General features: G+C 39.4%; 19 protein-coding genes. 11 read left to right on the top strand and 8 right to left on the bottom strand.

What is annotated here, in order from left to right:
* The first annotated feature begins 30 nt into the window (after positions 1–30).
* From ACWIB3_RS17920 to ACWIB3_RS17900, 5 genes are all read left to right on the top strand, one after another.
* Entirely contained in the window at positions 31–1,773 is a 1,743-nt protein-coding gene (locus tag ACWIB3_RS17920) for a chloride channel protein (protein ID WP_237219526.1), read from the top strand.
* A 348-nt stretch (positions 1,774–2,121) separates the two neighbouring features.
* Positions 2,122–3,288, top strand: coding sequence for an efflux RND transporter periplasmic adaptor subunit (locus tag ACWIB3_RS17915; RefSeq protein WP_254530025.1), 1,167 nt, complete (start codon positions 2,122–2,124; stop codon positions 3,286–3,288).
* An 83-nt stretch (positions 3,289–3,371) separates the two neighbouring features.
* The gene (locus ACWIB3_RS17910; protein WP_185211927.1) at positions 3,372–6,530 is read left to right on the top strand and encodes an efflux RND transporter permease subunit; all 3,159 of its coding nucleotides are present in this window, start codon (positions 3,372–3,374) and stop codon (positions 6,528–6,530) included.
* A gap of 7 nt (positions 6,531–6,537) precedes the next feature.
* Positions 6,538–8,004, top strand: coding sequence for an efflux transporter outer membrane subunit (locus ACWIB3_RS17905; RefSeq protein ID WP_185217884.1), 1,467 nt, complete (start codon positions 6,538–6,540; stop codon positions 8,002–8,004).
* A gap of 276 nt (positions 8,005–8,280) precedes the next feature.
* Positions 8,281–9,021 carry a sulfite exporter TauE/SafE family protein gene (locus ACWIB3_RS17900; protein WP_185211929.1) on the top strand — a complete coding sequence of 247 codons (741 nt, stop codon included), beginning with the start codon at positions 8,281–8,283 and terminating at the stop codon, positions 9,019–9,021.
* On the opposite strand, the gene ACWIB3_RS17895 is transcribed toward ACWIB3_RS17900, so the two are convergent.
* Positions 9,018–9,476 carry a hypothetical protein gene (locus ACWIB3_RS17895; protein ID WP_454292296.1) on the bottom strand — a complete coding sequence of 153 codons (459 nt, stop codon included), beginning with the start codon at positions 9,474–9,476 and terminating at the stop codon, positions 9,018–9,020. The two genes, ACWIB3_RS17900 and ACWIB3_RS17895, sit on opposite strands and share 4 nt — an antisense overlap.
* Positions 9,477–9,559: 83 nt before the next feature.
* Here ACWIB3_RS17895 and ACWIB3_RS17890 point away from each other — a divergent pair, with 83 nt between their 5' ends.
* Positions 9,560–10,075, top strand: a complete 516-nt coding sequence (locus ACWIB3_RS17890; RefSeq protein ID WP_454292295.1) for a thioredoxin family protein — start codon at positions 9,560–9,562, stop codon at positions 10,073–10,075.
* 141 nt (positions 10,076–10,216) lie between these two features.
* Here the strand turns inward: ACWIB3_RS17890 and ACWIB3_RS17885 are convergent, their stop codons facing one another.
* The 3 genes from ACWIB3_RS17885 to ACWIB3_RS17875 all read right to left on the bottom strand — a co-directional run bounded on the left by ACWIB3_RS17885 (position 10,217) and on the right by ACWIB3_RS17875 (position 12,101).
* Positions 10,217–10,615, bottom strand: coding sequence for a group III truncated hemoglobin (locus ACWIB3_RS17885; RefSeq protein ID WP_185211932.1), 399 nt, complete (start codon positions 10,613–10,615; stop codon positions 10,217–10,219).
* 47 nt (positions 10,616–10,662) lie between these two features.
* Positions 10,663–11,097 (bottom strand): RrF2 family transcriptional regulator, encoded by a 435-nt coding sequence (locus ACWIB3_RS17880; protein ID WP_185211933.1) that lies wholly within the window; start codon positions 11,095–11,097, stop codon positions 10,663–10,665.
* A gap of 110 nt (positions 11,098–11,207) precedes the next feature.
* Positions 11,208–12,101, bottom strand: a complete 894-nt coding sequence (locus ACWIB3_RS17875; RefSeq protein WP_454292294.1) for a serine hydrolase — start codon at positions 12,099–12,101, stop codon at positions 11,208–11,210.
* Between the two features lie 51 nt (positions 12,102–12,152).
* On the opposite strand from ACWIB3_RS17875, the gene ACWIB3_RS17870 reads away from it, so the two are divergent.
* A complete protein-coding gene (locus ACWIB3_RS17870; protein WP_454292293.1) occupies positions 12,153–12,698 on the top strand; it encodes a DUF1543 domain-containing protein in 546 nt (181 codons plus the stop codon).
* Positions 12,699–12,708: 10 nt separating this feature from the next.
* Here ACWIB3_RS17870 and ACWIB3_RS17865 read toward each other — a convergent pair whose 3' ends face one another.
* The 4 genes from ACWIB3_RS17865 to ACWIB3_RS17850 form a co-directional block, all read right to left on the bottom strand.
* Positions 12,709–13,359, bottom strand: coding sequence for an NAD(P)-dependent oxidoreductase (locus tag ACWIB3_RS17865; RefSeq protein WP_454292292.1), 651 nt, complete (start codon positions 13,357–13,359; stop codon positions 12,709–12,711).
* A gap of 107 nt (positions 13,360–13,466) precedes the next feature.
* The gene (locus ACWIB3_RS17860; RefSeq protein WP_254530037.1) at positions 13,467–14,171 is read right to left on the bottom strand and encodes a carboxypeptidase-like regulatory domain-containing protein; all 705 of its coding nucleotides are present in this window, start codon (positions 14,169–14,171) and stop codon (positions 13,467–13,469) included.
* A 3-nt stretch (positions 14,172–14,174) separates the two neighbouring features.
* A complete protein-coding gene (locus tag ACWIB3_RS17855) occupies positions 14,175–16,136 on the bottom strand; it encodes a M1 family metallopeptidase (protein ID WP_454292291.1) in 1,962 nt (653 codons plus the stop codon).
* 6 nt (positions 16,137–16,142) lie between these two features.
* Positions 16,143–16,487, bottom strand: coding sequence for an ArsC family reductase (locus tag ACWIB3_RS17850; RefSeq protein WP_185211939.1), 345 nt, complete (start codon positions 16,485–16,487; stop codon positions 16,143–16,145).
* A gap of 180 nt (positions 16,488–16,667) precedes the next feature.
* Here ACWIB3_RS17850 and fbaA point away from each other — a divergent pair, with 180 nt between their 5' ends.
* From fbaA to ACWIB3_RS17830, 4 genes are all read left to right on the top strand, one after another.
* Positions 16,668–17,747, top strand: coding sequence for a class II fructose-bisphosphate aldolase (gene fbaA / locus ACWIB3_RS17845; protein ID WP_185211940.1), 1,080 nt, complete (start codon positions 16,668–16,670; stop codon positions 17,745–17,747).
* 422 nt (positions 17,748–18,169) lie between these two features.
* Complete coding sequence (locus ACWIB3_RS17840; protein WP_454292290.1) at positions 18,170–19,051, top strand: tyrosine-type recombinase/integrase; 882 nt, start codon at positions 18,170–18,172, stop codon at positions 19,049–19,051.
* 13 nt (positions 19,052–19,064) lie between these two features.
* Positions 19,065–19,406: a ribosome hibernation-promoting factor, HPF/YfiA family gene (gene hpf / locus ACWIB3_RS17835; RefSeq protein ID WP_185211943.1), complete on the top strand. Its 342-nt coding sequence runs from the start codon at positions 19,065–19,067 to the stop codon at positions 19,404–19,406.
* A 236-nt stretch (positions 19,407–19,642) separates the two neighbouring features.
* Positions 19,643–19,822 carry a hypothetical protein gene (locus tag ACWIB3_RS17830; protein ID WP_454292289.1) on the top strand — a complete coding sequence of 60 codons (180 nt, stop codon included), beginning with the start codon at positions 19,643–19,645 and terminating at the stop codon, positions 19,820–19,822.
* Positions 19,823–19,944 lie beyond the last annotated feature (122 nt).

Below are 19,944 nucleotides of genomic sequence, written 5' to 3'. Positions count from 1 at the left end.
AAGAAACTAGAGGCTTTAAATAGGTGGAGAATGCAGAAGATTTCGAACAGAAATTTTCTAATCGTTCTAGCCTTTGTGGTGGGTATTGTAGGTGGGTTGGCAGCTGCTCTCTTGAAAGGATTAACTCATTTTATCGCGGCCAAACTACAGGATGATCTTGAATGGCATTTCAAATATTCCCTTTATTTGATATTTCCGCTGATCGGTATTTTCCTGAGTGTGCTATATGTCCGCAAGTTCATAAAGGGAAAAAAGCTTGAGCACGGAATCACACCAATCATTTACGCCATTTCCCGACGGTCCAGTCGAATCGATCTACATAATATTTATTCCCAAATTGTTACCAGTGCCATTACGGTTGGCTTTGGAGGGTCTTCAGGTTTGGAGGCACCGATTGCCTATTCGGGTTCCGCCATTGGTTCCAATATTGGACGGTTCTTCGGATTGAGCTATAAGGAAGTTACGATGCTTTTGGCATGCGGAGCTGCAGCAGGTATATCCGGAGCATTTAATAGTCCCGTTGCTGGGATGGTATTTGCCATTGAAATCCTATTGCCCGAGTTCTCAATCCCTGTCTTTATTCCATTGTTGATTTCCTCGGCCTTAGCTGCGGTTATCTCAAGGATCTTATACAGCGAACCTTTGTTCCATACGGCTGCAACAGATTGGGAGGTGAGCTCGATATTCTTTTACATTCTATTAGCCGTTTTGGTCGGCCTCTATACCATCTATTTCTCCAAGATCAGCCAAGTAGTAAAGAATTGGTTTTCGAAAATCAAGAATCCATATAATAAGGTATGGGTCAGTGGGATTTCCTTGGGAGTCATGATCTTCGTATTCCCCGCCTTATATGGAGAGGGCTATCTGACCATACAGCAGATCCTTGATGGGCACTTTAACTCGATTGTCAAGAATTCCCTGTTTTCAGATTATCGAGACATGGCCTGGGTAGTTGTTTGTTATACAGTTTTGGTTCTATTTGGTAAATCCTTTGCATCACTATTTACAATCAATGGGGGAGGAAACGGAGGTATCTTTGGACCTAGTTTGGTCATGGGTGGATTGATAGGCTTTGCCTTCGCCTATGGCATGAACCAAACTGGTTTTGTGCAACTCAATGTTCCTAATTTCGTGATGGCTGGTATGGCCGCCGCACTTGCAGGAATTATGCATGCGCCGTTGACAGGAATTTTTCTTATTGCCGAAATCACCGGCGGATATACTTTGATGGTACCCTTGATGTTGGTTGCTTCGATTTCTTACTTAATCAATCGAGGGGTGATGAAGCACTCTGTCTATACCAAAGTATTGGCAGAATCCGGAGATCTTCTTTCTTACGAAGATAAAGACCGTACTGTTCTCAGTATGATGAAACTGAGGTATGTGCTTGAAACCAATTTTGTTGTTTTGAGACCGGATCAGACCCCATTGGACCGTCAATCGGATATTTTACATTCCAAACGGAATATATTCCCAATCGTTGACGAAAAAGGAAAACTTCTAGGGATCCTATATAGTGAGCGATTATTTTCCATTCTATTAGGTGAAGAAGAGGGAAGAGATAAAACTTTTGCCACTTTAGCTCAAAAGCCTAATGATATCATTATTGAAACGGAGAATATGGAGCATGTGATGACGAAGATGAATAAAGAGGATGTTTGGATCCTTCCAGTGGTCAATAAGGATGAACAATACCTAGGTTTTATATCAAAGTCTTCTGTTTTCAATAAATATCGCGGGCTTTTAATTAGACAAGGCCAATATTTGGAGTAATCCTATCGATTTGACCAAAATATGTTGCTTTGTTTACCATCTGTAGCAATAATATTCCCTCTAAATTTCGTTGAAATCATACAAAGGATTGCCTTTGACTGCTGATTTTCCAATTGGTTTAATTAAAAAAAATAAAGAAATCCCTTTTTTTATTTTTTCAAATGCATGGTTTTAGCCTTTGAAAACCAACGATTTATAGCTTAAATGTCTTAGAATTAACAAAATATTAACTAAAGTATAATCTGTTAACAAATGTTAAACGGTACAATAATTGTTAAATGATACGTTAATAAGATGGAAGTGTAATAAAAATATTACGAATACAAAGTACAAAATCGGAAAATTACTGTGAAGAAAACAAAGTTATCAATTTTAAAAGCAACATTATTATTAATAGGAACAGTAGGCATCATGTCCAGTTGTTCTGAAAGTAAATCCAAAGAAAAAGAAGATACCGCAAAACCCATGGCATTACCAGTTTACACCGTCGATAAATCAGACGCTGTAACGGTAAAAGATTATCTAGGTACCATAGAAGGTAAGGTAAATGTTGAAGTACGTCCTCAGGTAGAGGGTTTGCTGCAGGAAATCTATGTAGACGAAGGTGCTTATGTTCAAAAAGGGCAGAAGCTATTCAAAATAGATCCATCTTTCTATCAAGAGGATTTAAATAATATGTATGCTGCAGAGAAAGTGGCGCAAGCCAAATTAAAGAATGCGAAGTTAGAAGTAGACCGTTTGAAACCATTGGTAGAGAACGATGTCATTGCAGATGTTAGGTTAGCATCAGCGGAATCTGACTATCAAGTCGCAAAAGCAGGACTGGATCAAGCTGCTGCAGAAGTTCGCTCGGCACAGTTAAGTAGAAATTTTACAACGATCACCGCGCCAGTGAGTGGTTATATAGGTCGTATTCCAAAGCGTATCGGAAACTTGATTACCAAAGGTGACAAAGAACCTTTGACTAATCTATCGGATATCCAAGAGGTTTATATCTATTTCGCAATGAACGAATCAGACTTCTTGTACTTCTCAAAGGCACAGGCTAAAGCTGATAGTGTCGAAGGTCGTAAATACGATAAATTGAAACGCCTGACTTTCCCAGAGGTTACCCTGATGATGGCCGATGGCGAAGAATACTCCTCCAAAGGTGTTGTAGATGCGGTTAATGGACAAGTTGATAGAACCACAGGTTCCATCTCATTGAGAGCGACTTTCCCTAATCCTAACAATATCTTACGTTCAGGGAGTACGGGTACATTAAAAATTGCCGAAGTCAAGAAAGATGTATTGCAGATTCCGCAGATTGCGACCAATGAATTGCAGGACAAAACCTTTGTGTTTGTAGTTGACAAAAACAATCAGGCTCAACGTCGTAACATCAAATTGAACGGTTCTACCAAGGATAAGTATATCGTATCTGAAGGACTGCAAGAAGGTGACCGCGTAATTTTAAGTGGATTCGAAGAGCTGACTGATGGCTCTGTGATCATGCCTATACCTCAACAAAAATAATTGTCAAATTAATTTTGCTTATTCTGACCTTTCCATTGCGCATGCAGGAAGGGCTTAGGATAGCTAAACCCTAATATTGCTATATGCTTAAAACATTCGTAAGTCGTCCCGTTTTAGCTACTGTTGTATCTATTATCTTGGTTATTTTGGGATTGGTTGGGATGAAGTTACTTCCAGTAACGCGTTTCCCTGAAATCGCTCCGCCAAGTGTGGTTGTTTCCTTGAGTTATCCCGGTGCAACTGCTGAAACTGTAGCCAGCTCCGTTCTATTGCCTATTGAAGAAGCAATCAATGGGGTAGAGAACATGACTTATATCCGGTCAACTGCTTCCAACTCAGGATCTGGTTCGGTAACCGTATATTTTAAAACCGGTACCAACCCTGATGTGGCCTCAGTAAACGTTCAAACGAGGATCTCAAAAGCTATATCTTCCATTCCAGCGGAAGTAAACGAAGCTGGTATCACCACGATGCCACGGCAAAGTGGGGTTATCATGACCATCAATATCTTCTCTAACCAGAAAGATTCGGTCTATGATGAAACATTCCTACAGGCATTTGCCCAGATTAACTTAATGCGCCCATTGCTTCGTGTTGATGGGGTGGCCCAGGTTTCCAGGTTAGGAGCTAGGGATTACGCCATGCGTGTTTGGTTAAATCCCGAGAAATTAGCCCTGTACAATCTGGTGCCGAAAGATATATCGGATGCCATTAAGGATCAAAACTTTGAGATTGCACCTGGTAAATTTGGTGAAACATCTGATGAGGCCTTTGAAACCGTTATTAAACACAAAGGACGATTTAGTCAACCGGAAGAATTCCAGAATATTGTCATCAAAACCAATAATGATGGTTCCGTTCTATACCTGAAAGATGTTGCCCGGGTCGAGTTTGGTGCTACCAACTTAAACTCTGATAACAAGGTTGACGGGAAACCAGGTTTGACGCTTAACTTAACTCAGACAAGTGGTTCCAATGCCCATGATATTGATGTGGAGGTGCGCAAGGTATTAGAGGAACAAAGGAAATACTTCCCGAAAGGAATTGACTATGACATCACCTATTCCGTGCGTGACCAGATTGACCAATCCATCGATCAGGTAAAACATACCCTTTTCGAGGCGTTTATCTTGGTATTTATCATCGTATTTATCTTCTTGCAAGATTTCAGATCTACCTTGATACCTGCCATTGCGATTCCTGTATCCCTCATCGGTACCTTCTTTTTCTTGCAGCTCTTTGGCTTCTCGCTGAATGTACTGACGATGTTTGCACTCGTCCTCGCCATTGGTATTGTGGTCGATGATGCCATTGTCGTCGTCGAGGCCATCCACCATAAAATGCATGCCACGGGACAAAAACCGCGACAGGCGACTTTATCGACCATGTCGGAGATTACTGGAGCCATCCTTTCCATTACGATGGTTATGGCGGCAGTATTCTTACCTGTAGGGTTTATGGAGGGACCGGCCGGTATATTCTATCGACAGTTTGCCTATACCTTGGCTACGGCCATTTTGATTTCCGCCTTGAACGCTTTGACCTTAAGCCCTGCATTATGTGCATTGCTTCTTAAGGCACCTCAAGATGAAAAGGAAATCGGTAAGAAGAAAAATAAATTCAATACTTATAAAGACAGGTTCTTTACGGCCTTTAATACCTCATTCGATAGGTTCACTGATAAATATATCATTGGCGTTAAGAAGTTGATCAAAAATCAAAAGGTAGCATGGGCTGGTTTAGCTGTAATTACGGCTATCGGAGCATTTTTGATGATGAAATCACCAAAGTCGTTTATCCCGACTGAGGATGATGGATTCGTGACCTTTAATATTGCCATGCCTGCTGGTGCTTCCTTGGCCAGAACGACAGAAGTTCTCAAGAAAGCTGATAGTATCTTAAGGAGGCATAAAGATATCGAAGGAATGACTTCCGTTTCAGGTTATAATGCCCTGGATGCGAGTTCCAGTCCCGCATTTGCTGCTGGCTATATTACATTAGTTCCGCATGCTGATCGTAAGTATATCAAGAATATCCAAGACTTTATGGATACGGTCAGGAATGATCTTTCCCAACTTCATGAAGCTAAATTTACGGTATTCCCAAGACCAACCGTTCAAGGTTTTGGTGACTTCGCCGGTATCGAGCTGGTTCTACAGGATAGGTTAGGAGGTGATATCCGAGATTTCAACGTCTTGGCTGATACCTTTATCAATCAACTGAATGAATTACCGGAGATAGGAAATGCCTATACCAGTTTTAAATCAACCTTCCCGCAATATGAAGTCAATATTGATGTAGTTAAGGCTAAATCATTGGGTGTTAGTATCAATAGTTTGATGTCGACCATCCGTTTATACTTCGCAAGGGTACAGGCCTCAGACTTTAGCCGATTTGGTAGACAGTACCGTGTGTATGTACAGTCAGATTTTGATTTCCGTACCGATCCGGAATCCTTTAGTTCTATTTTCGTAAGGAATACTGAAGGAAAAATGGTGCCTATCAATACCATAGTCACATTGAAAAAGATCGTTGGACCTGAAACCATTACGCGTTATAACTTGTACAATGCGATCGTTGTCAATGCTGAGCCAGCTAAGGGCTACAGTACAGGTGATGCCATGGAGGCCATTGAGAAATTCTCTCAAGATAAGTTGCCGGGAAATATCGGTTATGAATGGACCGGTATGAGTTTAGAAGAAAGTCAGTCCGGTTCACAGACCATCCTCATCTTCGCATTGAGTATCCTGTTTGTGTACTTTTTATTGGCTGCGCAATATGAAAGCTATATCCTCCCTTGGGCGGTATTGCTATCCATTCCAGTAGGTCTGATCGGAGTTTATGCAACGATTGGTCTGGCAGGTCTTCAAAATAATATCTATGTGCAAGTCGGTTTGATCATGTTGATTGGTTTGCTGGCGAAAAATGCCATCCTTATCGTCGAGTTTGCCGTGCAGGAAAGAGACAAGGGAATGAGTATAGTGGATGCCGCTATCAATGGTGCAAGGTTAAGGTTAAGACCTATCCTAATGACCAGTTTGGCATTCGTAGCAGGTTTGATCCCATTGATGTGGACTGTTGGTCCATCAGCTATCGGTAACCATTCCATCAGTTTCAGTGCCGCCGGCGGTATGTTGTTCGGAGTAACCTTTGGTATTTTCATTATCCCAGTGCTATTTGTTGTTTTCAAATCCCTGGACGAAAAGGTTCGTAATAAAATTAAAACGGAAGAAGAAGAATAGATCATCAATGAATAAGAAAATAATATTTAGAGTTTTAATCGGTTGTCTTTGTGCTGCATTCTTTATGGTGCAAGGCTGTAAGGTAGGGCAGAAATACCAGCAACCCGATTTAAACATGCCTGAAAAATTTAGGGGCGATACCCTGGCATATTTTGGTGATACTTCGAGTATCAGCGAGATTTCTTGGAAAGAATTTTTCCATGATCCTACCCTAAAAGATTTGATTGATTCTGCATTGAGCAATAACTATGATATGCAAACAGCATTGAAAAACATTGAGATTGCTAACAAATGGATGCGCCAGAACAGGTTTAATTATCTCCCAGAAGTGGATGCAACCATTGCCGGGGTCAATAAACAGTACAGATCCAAGCACTTTGGTTCTGGTCCATCAACCAGATGGTATGAGTTCAATGGTAAAAAAGCTCCTGAGAACATGTTTACTTATACTTCCCAATTTGGTACAGAAATAGGCTTCAGTTGGGAGATTGATATCTGGGGCAAGATCAGCAATGCCAAAGACCAATTGGTTGCAGAATACCTGAATACACAGGAGGCGAAGAATGCCATCCAGACCAATTTGATCGCTAGTGTTGCCAAAGGCTATTTTAACTTATTGATGTTAGACGCCAAAATCGAAGTTGCTAAGCGAAATGTGCAACTGAACGATAGCACCCTTCAGATGATCAAATTGCAATATGATGCAGGTGAAATTACAGCATTAGCTATCCAACAAACCGAGTCCCAGCGATTGATCGCGGCCTCCTTGGTGCCTGAATTGGAGAAAGAAATCGTCCTTCAGGAAAATGCATTGAGGATTTTGATTGGTGAGATGCCAGATTCTGTATCTAGAGGGACCAGTTTTGAGCACTTATTTGCTGAAAACAAAGATATTTCTTTAGGCTCTCCGCTTGAGATCATCCGGAATAGACCTGATGTGAGGGGCGCGGAGTTAGGTTTGATTGCCGCTAATGCCAATGCAAATATCCAACAAGCCATGCGTTATCCAAGCTTATCTCTTGAAGGGGTATTTGGAGTCAACTCTAGTTTGCCAAAGAACTGGTTTTCCATTCCAGGTTCCCTATTAGGTGGAATTGGAGGTAGTTTGACTGCTCCAATCTTTAAGAACAGAAAATTAAAGACCGAGTGGGAAGTTGCAAAAATTGAAAGAGACAAGGCTGAAATTGATTTCCAAAAAACGGTATTAGAAGCTGTTTCTGAGGTTTCAGATGCCGTAGTGACCGTAGAGAAATTAAGAGAACAATTAGAATTTGCAAGATTAAGAGTCGAGAACTCCGAAAAAGCAGTAAAAAATGCAGGATTGTTGTTCAAAGGTGGTTATGCTACCTACTTGGAGGTGATCACTGCACAAGGTAATGCACTTGATTCAGATTTGGCTTTGGTTGAATTGCGTCAAGAACACCTGGAATCCTATGTTGACCTTTATAGGTCCTTAGGCGGTGGCTGGAGATAAAACCACCTATTAAACAAGCTTCACAGTATCATTATGATACATTTCCATCGTTCTTAGCTTTCCGATTAAAAGCAAAGAACACCAAAAAAATGGGTTGGGTTTCGATGAGATTCCCACCCATTTGCTTTTTAACCGAAAAATTAATTCCTTACCGATTTTCAACACTCCAATTCAGCTCAATAACCTAAATTCTACCTCCTAAATAGTATATTTGAATACCGACCAGCAATTTATTGCATGAAAAACATTATTAACTGTTAACCGAATATTCTTCAGATGGAGAGGTATTTTATTTTCTTGGTTTTAGCACTGATCACAGAGATTATTGGCACAGTGTCTGGGTTTGGCTCGTCCATTTTATTCGTTCCGACCGCTTCCTTGTTCTTTGATTTTAAAGCCGTATTGGGGATTACTGCTGTTTTCCATGTATTCAGTAACCTTTCCAAGATCACTTTATTCCGGAAAGGTATCAATAAAGATATAGCACTGAAACTAGGCATTCCCGCTGTATTATTTGTGATAATCGGAGCTATGTTGACCAAATATGTTCCTGTCAAGGAAATGGAATTGGGAATGAACCTGTTAATTGCCAGCCTTGCCGTATTCCTTCTTTTCCGATTTGATAAACCCTTGAAACAGACCAATCAGAACTTATATTTAGGTGGGGTGATATCCGGATTTTTTGCGGGTCTTGTTGGGACTGGCGGAGCCATCAGGGGAATTACTCTCGCGGCCTTCAATCTGCCCAAAGACATCTTTATTGCCACTTCTGCCTTGATAGATCTTGGTGTCGATTTCAGTAGGGCTGTCGTATATGTATCCCAAGGCTATTTTCCTTCAGAATATATCAAGCTGATTCCTTTTCTGATCCTTGTGAGTATTTTGGGAAGTTACTTGGGTAAAGTAATCTTGAAACATACATCAGAAAGGGTCTTCAAATACATTGTCTTAGGGGTAGTCATCTTAACTTCGGTATTTCAGTTTATCAACTATTTCACCAAAGCCTCAGGATCTTAAAATCTAAAGTTAGGACGGTTGGTAAAAGGAGAAAATGACCAAGGAATGGAACTTAAAATGATTAGACTGATCCATATGTATCTTTTCCATAAATAAGTAAAACCATTGCTGCCAATCTTTTTCTTTACTAGGTTGTTCACGATATTGATCATGAATACCGCCAAAGTCATCATTGACATATGCTCCAAACCGAAGAATCTAAGTTGACGAGTTTTTACTCCTACTGAAATATCATTCAAAAAGGCCGTAACGATGGGGCTGTTCAAGTATAAAATCCAGCCAATCAGAAATTGTATATTATAGATCGTGGTCAATCTAAGTAAGATCTGATAATCCTTCAAACTAAAGATCTTGTTATTTCTATGGTTGATAAATATCCAGGCGATTTGAAATAGGAGCGCAAATAAAACCAGCCAACGGAAATAGGAGTGAAGGATTAGAAGATAATGGTACACAGATAATGAATAAGTAAAATGATGCTAAAATTACATACGAATAATTAAATTCGTGTCGTTTTTACATTGGAAAATATATTTACATGAAGAAATTGACTTTAATATTAGGATTTAGCCTAGTGATGCTACTTACAGCATTCCAAACACAGAGTTTTGCCCAAACCAAAAAAGTAAATCCAGAATTGGATTCCTTAGCAAAACCTTATCATCCTGAGGCGGATGCTCAAAAAGATATTGATAGTTTAGTTGCATTGGCTAAAAAAGAAAACAAGAATATTATCATTCAAGCTGGCGGTAACTGGTGTATTTGGTGTCTGCGGTTCAATAATTTTATTCATCAAAACAGCAAAATAGCCAATCTGCTCCAGGATAACTTTGTGTATTACCACCTGAATTATTCTCCTGAAAATAAAAATGAAGTGGTATTTAATAAATACGCAGCTGGTAAAGGAGATGAATATGGCTTTCCATTTTTTATCGTTATGGACAGCAATGGCAAAGTCCTTTTCACACGAGAAAGTGGTAGTCTAGAGTCAGGAAAAGGCTATGATGAAAACAAAGTAATGGCATTCTTCAGTGAATGGCTTCCGAAGAAATAAAATATTAGACTAAAGTAAAAAGAGCTATAATTTTAAATTATAGCTCTTTTTTTTTTTGCCTTTTTTAGGCGTAACAACTTCTCGTCTTGCATTGCTACAAGATGGAAATTCCTATCTAAATAGTTGTTATATGGTTTTGATTTAAATTAGTGGCTTTAAATTGTTCTGCTGATAGTATTCAATTTTATATTGAAACATTTCAGCCATTCTAGCACCTTGCCATTTTGCCCTTTCTGCCTTCTCACCTTCATATAAACTGTCCACAGTCTTAGAAAACATGCCAACCCATTGGTCGAAATGTTTCTTTTCTACTGGCATCTTTGCATGAGGTGGAAATGGACTTCCATAATAGGTGTGCTCTTCCAAAAGAACGGTTTGCCAGAAACGGTACATTTTTTCTAGGTGTTCCGGCCATCGATCTTGAATGATTCCATTAAAGATCGGTCCCAACAACTCATTCTCCCTTATTTGGTCGTAAAATGTATTGACCAAGACTTTGATATCCTCTATATTCCGAATATCATGTTTAATGCTTTCCATGCTTAAATTCCTTTAACTTCTTAGGCCTATTGGCCTCCAAAACTGCATTACCTCATTAAGATACTTTCACCGGAAATAATGCCTACAGCCAATTCATAGACCGTAGTTTTTTCCAACATATTCTTTAAATCGGTCCTGATCTTCACAAAACTATTGTGCATAGGACAAGGTTTTAAAGCATTACATTCTTTCAAACCTAATCCACAGCCCATGAAGATCTGATCTCCGTCTACCGCTTTCACAATTTGCGATAGACTGATATTATGTATCTGATTATGGTCCATCTCAAATCCTCCGAATGGTCCTTTAATCGAATGTAGGATCTGATGCTTGGTCAATAGCCCTAAAACCTTTGCCGTAAAGGCTTCTGGCGTACCAGTATGCTCAGCTACCGCCGTAATCTTTACGCGGTTTCCTTCTAATGATTGCGTGGCAATATAGATGATTGCCTTAATTCCGTGTTCACAAGCTTTTGAAAACATAATCAATACCTAAAGTTCAAAGATAAGCAGTATTTTTTATTAAAGAGTATTTTGTCTTAAATAACCGCCGTTATTACAATTATTTGATAATGTACAGATTGTAATACCTTCTAATCAGCTGGAAAAGGAGTGAAGTCCTTTTCATAATGATTCCAGATGATATTGGCAATTTTTCTCGTCAGGACCTCGGCCTCATTGTTTTTTGTCCAACTTCTATCTTTGTTGTTATTGCTGAAGAAGGAGAAAACAAAATCACCATGTGGCGCATTCACCAAGACGACCTCAGAACGCACTTCATCCAAAGATCCTGTCTTTCCGATCCAGCTGACTTCAGCAGGAAACTGGGATAGTGCCCTTTCATTATAGAATTGGTTCTTTAAGAACCGATACATCTTATCTGAATGTGCAGGAGAGATCACTTTACCGTTTCGGATCATTTCATATAATGTTGCCATTTCCCTTGGCGTAGTTTGTCCCCAACCATACTTCTTCCAAATTTCTTCACGTCCGGGAGTCCTCGAATTGACCTTTGTGTTTTTAAGGCCTAACTGGTCCAAAATAGGATTGATGCTTTGACCTCCACCTGCCAATTCCTGACACCAAATGGAAGTTACATTATCGCTATAGCTTAACATTAATCCAATCAAGGTGGCTAGGTCAGTTTCGGTACTGTCCTTGAAAAATTGCATGAGTCCAGAACCTCCATAAGCCCGGGAATCTCGGTATATAAACTTCTGGTCTAAGCTTAAATCCCCGTCTTGAATTTTTTGAAAAACACCTACCAGTATCGGAACCTTTACTACACTTGCTGTAGGGAAGGTGCTGTCAGCATTGATGTTAACTATCTTGTTTTGCTTCAGGTGTTTAACATAAATCCCTAGGTCCCCCTCAAAACCCGCAATAGCTTGATTGATTTTCTCGGTCAGCTTTTTGTCGATCTTCTGAGCATGGGCTTGACAGATAATTGATAAAAATATAATGCACAGACTGAATAGTTTTTTCATGGATTAGAATTAAATTAGTTGAACCTCGAATTTAAGGAATAATAAAATACTATGGAATTATTTATGGTCGTAATTGGCGGAAAGCCTGAAGGAAGGTTTACTGAACAGCATGATGTTTTCTTTGGAATTGCTGATGAATTGAAAGATTTAGTGCCAGCTATGAATGAGTTTTGGCCAGCTCTAGAAGGTAGGATGCATATCGATTCCTGGAGAAAGGTAAGCAAGGTTACTGGTTATAAAATCCAAATCGTAGAGAAGGGACCGCAAACGGACGGTAATTTCAAGAAGTTATTTATTGTCAATTTAGGAGGATACAAACCCAATGACATGGAGGAATACCATTACAAGCAATTGGTGGTAGCAGCTAATTTAGCTGAAGCGACCAAAGTGGCCAAGGATACCGTATTTTGGAAACATCATCAATCATCCCACATCGATGATAAATATGGGATCGATGTAGATGACATCTATGAAGTATCAGACTTGCTAAATCCCAAATTCAAATCACAGTACCACATCAACATACAGGAGGCTACTGATACATCTGAAGATATACTTCAAGTAGGTTACTTAAAGATCAGTAAGCTAGTAGGCTAGTGGTGCTCTCCTAATAGCCGGCTGTAAATCTCTTTTTGATAAATTTATTGTTTTCAACTTCATCCACTACAGCTACGGCCAAATCTTCAACTGAGATATTGGAATGACCATCATGATCAAAAACAGGATGGTCTGTTCCAGTCCTATATTTTCCAGTCCTTTTTCCCTTTTTACTTGGATTCATCTCAATGGCTGGACTGATAAAGGTCCAATCCAATTCATCTTCCCGTTGGATAACTTCATAAAAATCCGCTGCTGCCAAGGCACCAGGTTTAATCTCCTTTGGAAAATTAGGGTCATCCACAAGCCTATTGTCATTTTCATCCAAGAGACTTCCTGCACCTCCAATGACAATGAAACGTTTTATTCCGGTCTCCTTTAATTCTTTTAGAATATGTCTGGATCCTTCTAGGTAATCATCATAGATCTCAGGATTGGTCCAGCCTGCATTAAACGCCGAGATTACTACATCATTTCCATTTAAAGCACTGCCAAGGCTGTTGTCATGCATCACGTCCATCTGTACCGCTAGGACATGAGGTTTATTTTTGAGACTTTCTACATCCCGAGCGATCGCTGTCACTTCCATGTTTCTGTGTACCAATTCTTCCAATATATGGGAGCCAACAAACCCTGTTGCTCCGATCAATGCTACTTTCATATATGTCCTATTTTATTCAATAAAAAACAGGTTAGCAAACTTCTCTCAAAGTTTGACTAACCTGTTATTAATACAAATTATTGTATAAAATGTTTATTCCAAAAAACTTATTGCTTTATTGGCTCAACCTTATTTTTCTTGAATTTAGCATAGGAATCCAAGATATAAGCTTTTAGATCTTCTGGTGAAGCTTGCTTGATAAACTCATAGGAAGGCCTATAGCCATCTTTGAACAACAGAAGGTCTTGACGCTCCATTGGAATCAGTGAAAGGATGACATCGTTTGTAAACACGCGGTCTACATTTCGTTGTTCTCGCTCTATTTCCAAGATATCTATCGATGCCCTTGCCTGTTTAGCTTCTTTGCCAAATAATCGGGAAGGGGATATCCTTAAACCTCCACGGGTTGTGCTGGTTTCAACAGCTTTACTGTTGTTCTTGGCCCTTTCGATTTCTCTGGTCAATCGGCTATCCGTAATCTTAGAAACAACAACTTCATCAATCGTAATGGTGCTTTTGTCGTTTACTAAATAGATACGGGTAATTCCTTCCTGATAGATAAATGCAGTATCTCGGTCATAACCTTGGGCGGTTAGACTTAAATAATCACTCATCTTTCCAGGGATTGTAAAATTCCCCTGTAGGTCGGTCTTTACTTGATCGTTTGTTCGCAGGTTCTTGATCAGTACATCAGGCAATTTCTTGCTGGTTTCCAGATCATATACTATTCCTTTGATCTCTTGTGCAAATGAAATAGTTATGTTGCCCAAAAGCAACATAACCAATAGCAATAAATTTTTGTGAATCTTCATATATTATTTTGATGTCCAGTTATTGTTCTCTGGATTGATATCCGGATAAACATTGTCTGGATCTATTTTAACGCTAGTAAGCTTCTCGGTAGTATCTAAAACAAACTTCCAAGAGGTATTTCTTTCCCAAACTTCAACTGGTAATTTCTTTCTCACTTTTTTACCACTTGCTGTTGTTGCTTCAACCACAACGGGCATCGCCATTTTTTGAAGGTTTTCGATCGTGATCACGGAACCTTTAGCTGGATCTAAATCTACGTAGCTTACATCGCTAATCGCTTGATCTAAAGACCAATTGTTCAAGAACCAACCTCTCCAGAACCAATTTAAATTTTCTCCTGTTTCATTTTCAATGGTACGGAAGAAATCATTTGGTGTCGGGTGTTTGTAAGCCCAATAGTCGATGTATTTTCTGAAGGCAGCGTCAAATCTTTCAGGACCTAAAACCTCATCTCTCAAGATCCTAAGCGCAAATCCCGGTTTATAATAAGCCAATAAGCCAATGTTTCTTTCTTTCATGCCCTGTGGACTGGTGAAAATTGGCTCTAGGTTTGGATGCATTAACGCTTTTGCCATGGAATTTCTATCGCCCATCCTGCGGAAATATTCGCCGTTGTTGAAGGCCTCTGTGGAAAGGTCATTGATAAAAGTGTTGAAACCTTCATCCATCCAAGCATATAGGCGTTCATTCGAACCTACGATCATTGGGAACCAAATATGGCCAAATTCATGGTCAGTTACTCCCCAAAGGCTTCCTGCTTTAGCTTTGCTACCACAGAACACAATTGCAGGATATTCCATACCCCCAACATTGGATGCTACATTCACGGCAACTGGATAAGGGTAATTATGCCATTTCTTTGAATAATATTCTATGGAAGCTTTGGTATATTCTGTAGATCTTTCCCATGCATTTCCACCATTGCTCTCTTTTGGATAAGCAGATAGCGCCAGTGCTTTTTTGCCATCTTGGAGGTTAATCTGTGCTCCATCGATGATAAATGCCTTAGAGGAAGCCCAAGCTACATCTCTTGCATTTTCCAATCTATATTTCCAGGTCAATGTGCTTTTGTTTGGCCTAGAATTTTTATTCGTCACTTCATCTTGAGAACGGATAATGACGGTTTTATCACTTGATTTTGCTTTGTTGTATCTTTCCAGCTGTTCTTTGGTCCATACCTCTTGTGGGTTCAATAATTCACCACCAAGTACAACGATGTGGTTTGCAGGAGCAGTTACCTCCACATTGAAATCTCCATATTCAAGGTAAAACTCACCTGGACCAGAGTATGGTAAAGTATTCCAGCCAGTTACGTCATCATAAACAGATACTTTAGGGTACCATTGTGCAATAGCATAAATATCTCCGTTTTCCGTAGGAAGGATACCGGTACGGTCAGCGCCATACTGAGGGACGATATAGGAGAAATCCATGCTGATTTCTGTTTTTCCGCCGTTAGCTGCCAATGGAGTAGGAAGGTCGATTCGCATGCGGGTATCGTCGATGCTGTACTTTACATCAGCCTTACCACCGCCTGAAACATTGGAAATCGTATATCCACCATTGAAATCGGATCCTGCGTCACCATAGCGACTGTTTGTCAATGGGACCACGGCTTGACCGATGGATTTTTGATTGAACAGGTTTTGTTCCAATTGCAACCAGATGAAATCCAATTGGTCGGGGCTATTATTTGTATAATGGATTTTTACGGTTCCTTTTACCTCATGGGTCTTATCGTCCAAGCTTACTTTGATATCATAACTTGCCGTATTCTGCCAATAAAGTTGGCCTGGTTTCCCCGAAGCAGAACGATAAACATTTCCATTCTGTGTATAAAAACCAGGTTTAAAAGCCTCTTTGTAATCGTATTTACTCTCGACTTTTTGTGCAAAACTGCTTTGTAAAATACCAGCTTGGGCCAATAGGAGGCCTAAGGATATCTTAATAATAGATTTATTCATGCGTGTTTATAATTTAGATTTGTATTCGTCTTCATCAAAACCTAATAAAATACCCTTTGGACTTTCGATCAAGGGTCTTTTTATCATACTATTGTTACCAAGAAGGACTGAATTTGCACTCTTTGCATCCTTAACGGCAGCCTGTTCTTCAGGGCTTAGCTTTCTCCAGGTTGTTCCTTTTTTATTCACTAATTGTTCCCAAGAAACTTCTTTTTCCCATTCTTCAAGTTTGTTTAAGGTTGCCGGTTCTTTCTTATAGTCGTGAAAAACATACTCTTTATGGTTCTCATTTAACCAATCTATTGCCTTTTTTACTGTATTACAATTTTTAATTCCGTAGACCTGAAGCATAGCTATTATAATATTAGAAAGTTTTATTCAGCTAAAGATATTAATAAAATCTTTAATAGCTACGGAGGGAGGGTATGGAGGATGCCTAAAAAGTTCATAGTGTATTTTTTACACTATATTCTTTGAACTCACAAAAAAACTTTATCTTTATTGGTATTAATAAAATTTAGAAAATATACTATGAGCCTAAAAGATTTCAAAGGAGTTTTAACTGGAGATCAAGTTCAAGAGCTTTTTGAAAAAGCAAAAGAGCATAAATTTGCATTACCTGCAGTAAACATTATCGGTACAGATTCTATCAATGCTGTTATGGAAACGGCTAAGAAGGTTAATTCACCTGTGATCATTCAATTGTCAAACGGTGGAGCACAGTTCTACGCTGGAAAATCCCTGAATAATGATAATTTACAAGCATGTATTCTAGGAGCTGTTTCAGCTGCTCAACACGTACATTTATTAGCAGAGCACTATGGTGTTGCCGTTATTTTGCACACTGACCATGCTGCCAAAAAATTATTGCCTTGGATTGATGGATTGTTGGACGCTGGCGAGAAATTCTTTGCTCAACATGGCAAGCCATTGTTTTCATCTCATATGTTGGACCTTTCTGAGGAGCCTTTGGAAGAGAACATCGAAATCTCTAAAAAATATCTAGAGCGCATGAAACCACTTGGTATGACTATCGAAATTGAATTAGGCGTTACTGGTGGTGAAGAGGACGGAGTGGATAACTCTGACGTTGATAGCTCAAAACTATATACTCAACCAGAAGAGGTTGCTTATGCTTTTGAAGAGCTTTCTAAAGTTTCTGATAAATTCACGGTAGCTGCTGCATTTGGTAATGTACATGGTGTTTATAAGCCAGGAAACGTGAAGTTACAACCTGTTATCTTACATAACTCTCAAGAATACATCCGTGAGAAATTCAATTTAACGGCTGAAAAACCAGTTAATTTTGTATTCCATGGTGGTTCTGGTTCTTCTCCTGAAGAAATCGAAGAAGCAATTTCCTATGGTGCTATCAAAATGAACATCGATACAGATATGCAATGGGCTTTCTGGGACGGTGTAAGAAAATACGAAGCTAAAAACCACGATTACCTACAGGCGCAGATCGGTAACCCAGAAGGTGCTGATTCTCCAAACAAGAAATATTACGACCCTCGTGTTTGGTTGCGTAAAGGTGAGGAAGCTTTCGTTGAGCGTTTGGAACAAGCTTTTGCTGAATTGAACGCTGTAAATGCTACAGATAAAATTTAATTCTTAATCGAATTACAAGTATAATAAGGGAGCTTTCCATTGCGGAAAGCTCTCTTTTTTTGTCCAGTTATCTGCTTTAATCCTGACCTCATTCGAGGCATATTCGAGAACGCCGAATTGGGAAAAGGATTTCTCGAATATGCCTCGAATAATACCCGATGCGAAGTAAGTAGATTTCTCTCGGAATGTTGGAGGGTAAAAAGGTCTTTTGGCCATTTTATTCTCCTTATCATGGAAAATCTGAATCTGTTGAAAACAATTCCGGTATCAGCATACTAAGCTAAGTTTAAACTCGTATATAATAATAGGAATACCTTATAAGAGGGGTTAAGAAATTGTGAAGTAAGTCAAATGTAAAATTGTCCTTTATCACATGTTTTATGCTATATAATCCTTAATATTACAATAAGAAGCAAATAAGAATGTATAAGGATCGATTTATAAATTATTTAAAATTTGAGAAGCGGTATTCTGGACATACGATCATTGCTTATGAGCGTGAAATAGATGGGCTGTTCCAATTTTTGGAAGTCGAGTCCATGCCCTTTGAGGAAATTGACTATCGATTTTTGAGGTATTATTTTTCCAATTTAAAGGAGCAGGGCAAGGAGGCCACTTCGGTGAATCGGGCGATATCTTCATTGAAATCATTCTATAAATTTTTAATGCGCGAAGGTCTGGTCAAGCAGAATCCGATTGCCTTGATCAAATCCTTGAAAACGGCCAAGAAACTGCCCGTAGTCGTCGAGAAAGAAAAGATGATCAAGTTATTGGACCATATGAATTCATCGTCTGAGGATTTTGAGCAAATCCGTGATTTCATCGTTTTGGAACTCTTGTTCGGAACCGGTATTCGTTTGGCGGAATTGTTAAAAATAAAGGAGCAGGATATTGATTTTTATAATAAAAAAATACTTATATTCGGAAAAAGGAGCAAGGAGCGTTTTGTTCCCATACACCAAACATTGGCCAAGGAATTGAGGAAGTATTTGGATTTGAAAAAAGCAAAAGATTTTCAAAACAAATCAACTGAATTGATCGTTAGCAAAGAAGGGAAGGAAGCTTATCCTAAACTGATATATCGAATTGTCAAGAAATACTTAAGTACGATCACTTCCCAAAAGAAAAGAAGTCCGCACGTATTGCGGCACAGCTTTGCAACCGCCCTGTTGGACAACGGCGCAGATTTAAATGCAATCAAGGAATTATTAGGTCATGCTGGGTTATCGGCAACACAAGTGTATACCCATAATTCGGCAGAACGTTTAAAATCAATTTATAAACAAGCTCATCCAAAAGCTTAAAAAAGGAGGAAAAATGAACATTACAGTGCAATCTATTAAATTTAATGCTGACAGTAAGCTAATCGAGTTCATTAAGAAGAAAGCGGAAAAACTAAATCAGTTCTTGGATAACATCATCGAAGGTGTATGTTATTTGCGACTGGAAAACGTAGAAGATGAAGCCAACAAAATAGTAGAACTTAAATTTAATGTTCCCGGCAATCAATTGTTTGCCAAAGCACAAGCTAAAAGTTTCGAGGAAGCAACGGATATTGCAATTGAATCTATTAGACGACAGATCAACAAACACAAAACCAAAACAAGAACTAATCTGAGTAATCACAAAGAAGTATTAAATCAAGAAGAAGAATTTTAACTACAATATTTAAAAACACGAAAAGGCTCCTGATGAGGGAGCCTTTTCGTGTTTTTAGACATTAGACAATAGACATCAGACATCAGACCGTTCTGGGGGTATAGCAGGGATAGATGGGTGGATGGGTAAAGATTTAAGGTTCCGCAGGAAGTTTTGTTAGCACACTGCTATTCTGAACGATCAGTGAAGAATCTGTAGACTCTTTTTTTAAAGGACGCTGTCATTCTGCACCGAAGGTGCAGGAACTGTACGCTATGTTGAACCAGGATGCCCTTCGCATAGCTCAGGGTAGGGATGGGAGGATGGGCCAAGATCGGGGTCTTGAACCAGGATGCCCTTCGCATAGCTTAGGGAATGGGATGGGAGGATGGGCCAAGATCGGGGTCTTGAACCAGGATGCCCTTCGCATAGCTTAGGGAATGGGATGGGAGGATGGACCAAGGTTTAAGGTTCCGCAGGAAGTTTTGTTAGCACACTGCTATTCTGAACGATCAGTGAAGAATCTGTAGACTTTTTTTTTAAGGAGGCTGTCATTCTG

The organism is Sphingobacterium sp. NPDC055431 (assembly GCF_053644255.1).
Note: the sequence above shows the minus strand (reverse complement) of the source record. Positions and strands in the feature narration are given on the sequence as shown.

What these genes read in the sequence shown, in the direction of transcription:
- ACWIB3_RS17920 (WP_237219526.1), top strand. Translation starts at nt 31, where the DNA reads ATGCAGAAGATTTCGAACAGAAATTTTCTAATCGTTCTAGCCTTTGTG.
- ACWIB3_RS17910 (WP_185211927.1), top strand. Translation starts at nt 3,372, where the DNA reads ATGCTTAAAACATTCGTAAGTCGTCCCGTTTTAGCTACTGTTGTATCT.
- ACWIB3_RS17905 (WP_185217884.1), top strand. Translation starts at nt 6,538, where the DNA reads ATGAATAAGAAAATAATATTTAGAGTTTTAATCGGTTGTCTTTGTGCT.
- ACWIB3_RS17900 (WP_185211929.1), top strand. Translation starts at nt 8,281, where the DNA reads ATGGAGAGGTATTTTATTTTCTTGGTTTTAGCACTGATCACAGAGATT.
- ACWIB3_RS17890 (WP_454292295.1), top strand. Translation starts at nt 9,560, where the DNA reads ATGAAGAAATTGACTTTAATATTAGGATTTAGCCTAGTGATGCTACTT.
- ACWIB3_RS17885 (WP_185211932.1), bottom strand. Translation starts at nt 10,615, where the DNA reads ATGGAAAGCATTAAACATGATATTCGGAATATAGAGGATATCAAAGTC.
- ACWIB3_RS17880 (WP_185211933.1), bottom strand. Translation starts at nt 11,097, where the DNA reads ATGTTTTCAAAAGCTTGTGAACACGGAATTAAGGCAATCATCTATATT.
- ACWIB3_RS17875 (WP_454292294.1), bottom strand. Translation starts at nt 12,101, where the DNA reads ATGAAAAAACTATTCAGTCTGTGCATTATATTTTTATCAATTATCTGT.
- ACWIB3_RS17870 (WP_454292293.1), top strand. Translation starts at nt 12,153, where the DNA reads ATGGAATTATTTATGGTCGTAATTGGCGGAAAGCCTGAAGGAAGGTTT.
- ACWIB3_RS17865 (WP_454292292.1), bottom strand. Translation starts at nt 13,359, where the DNA reads ATGAAAGTAGCATTGATCGGAGCAACAGGGTTTGTTGGCTCCCATATA.
- ACWIB3_RS17860 (WP_254530037.1), bottom strand. Translation starts at nt 14,171, where the DNA reads ATGAAGATTCACAAAAATTTATTGCTATTGGTTATGTTGCTTTTGGGC.
- ACWIB3_RS17855 (WP_454292291.1), bottom strand. Translation starts at nt 16,136, where the DNA reads ATGAATAAATCTATTATTAAGATATCCTTAGGCCTCCTATTGGCCCAA.
- ACWIB3_RS17850 (WP_185211939.1), bottom strand. Translation starts at nt 16,487, where the DNA reads ATGCTTCAGGTCTACGGAATTAAAAATTGTAATACAGTAAAAAAGGCA.
- fbaA (WP_185211940.1), top strand. Translation starts at nt 16,668, where the DNA reads ATGAGCCTAAAAGATTTCAAAGGAGTTTTAACTGGAGATCAAGTTCAA.
- ACWIB3_RS17840 (WP_454292290.1), top strand. Translation starts at nt 18,170, where the DNA reads ATGTATAAGGATCGATTTATAAATTATTTAAAATTTGAGAAGCGGTAT.
- hpf (WP_185211943.1), top strand. Translation starts at nt 19,065, where the DNA reads ATGAACATTACAGTGCAATCTATTAAATTTAATGCTGACAGTAAGCTA.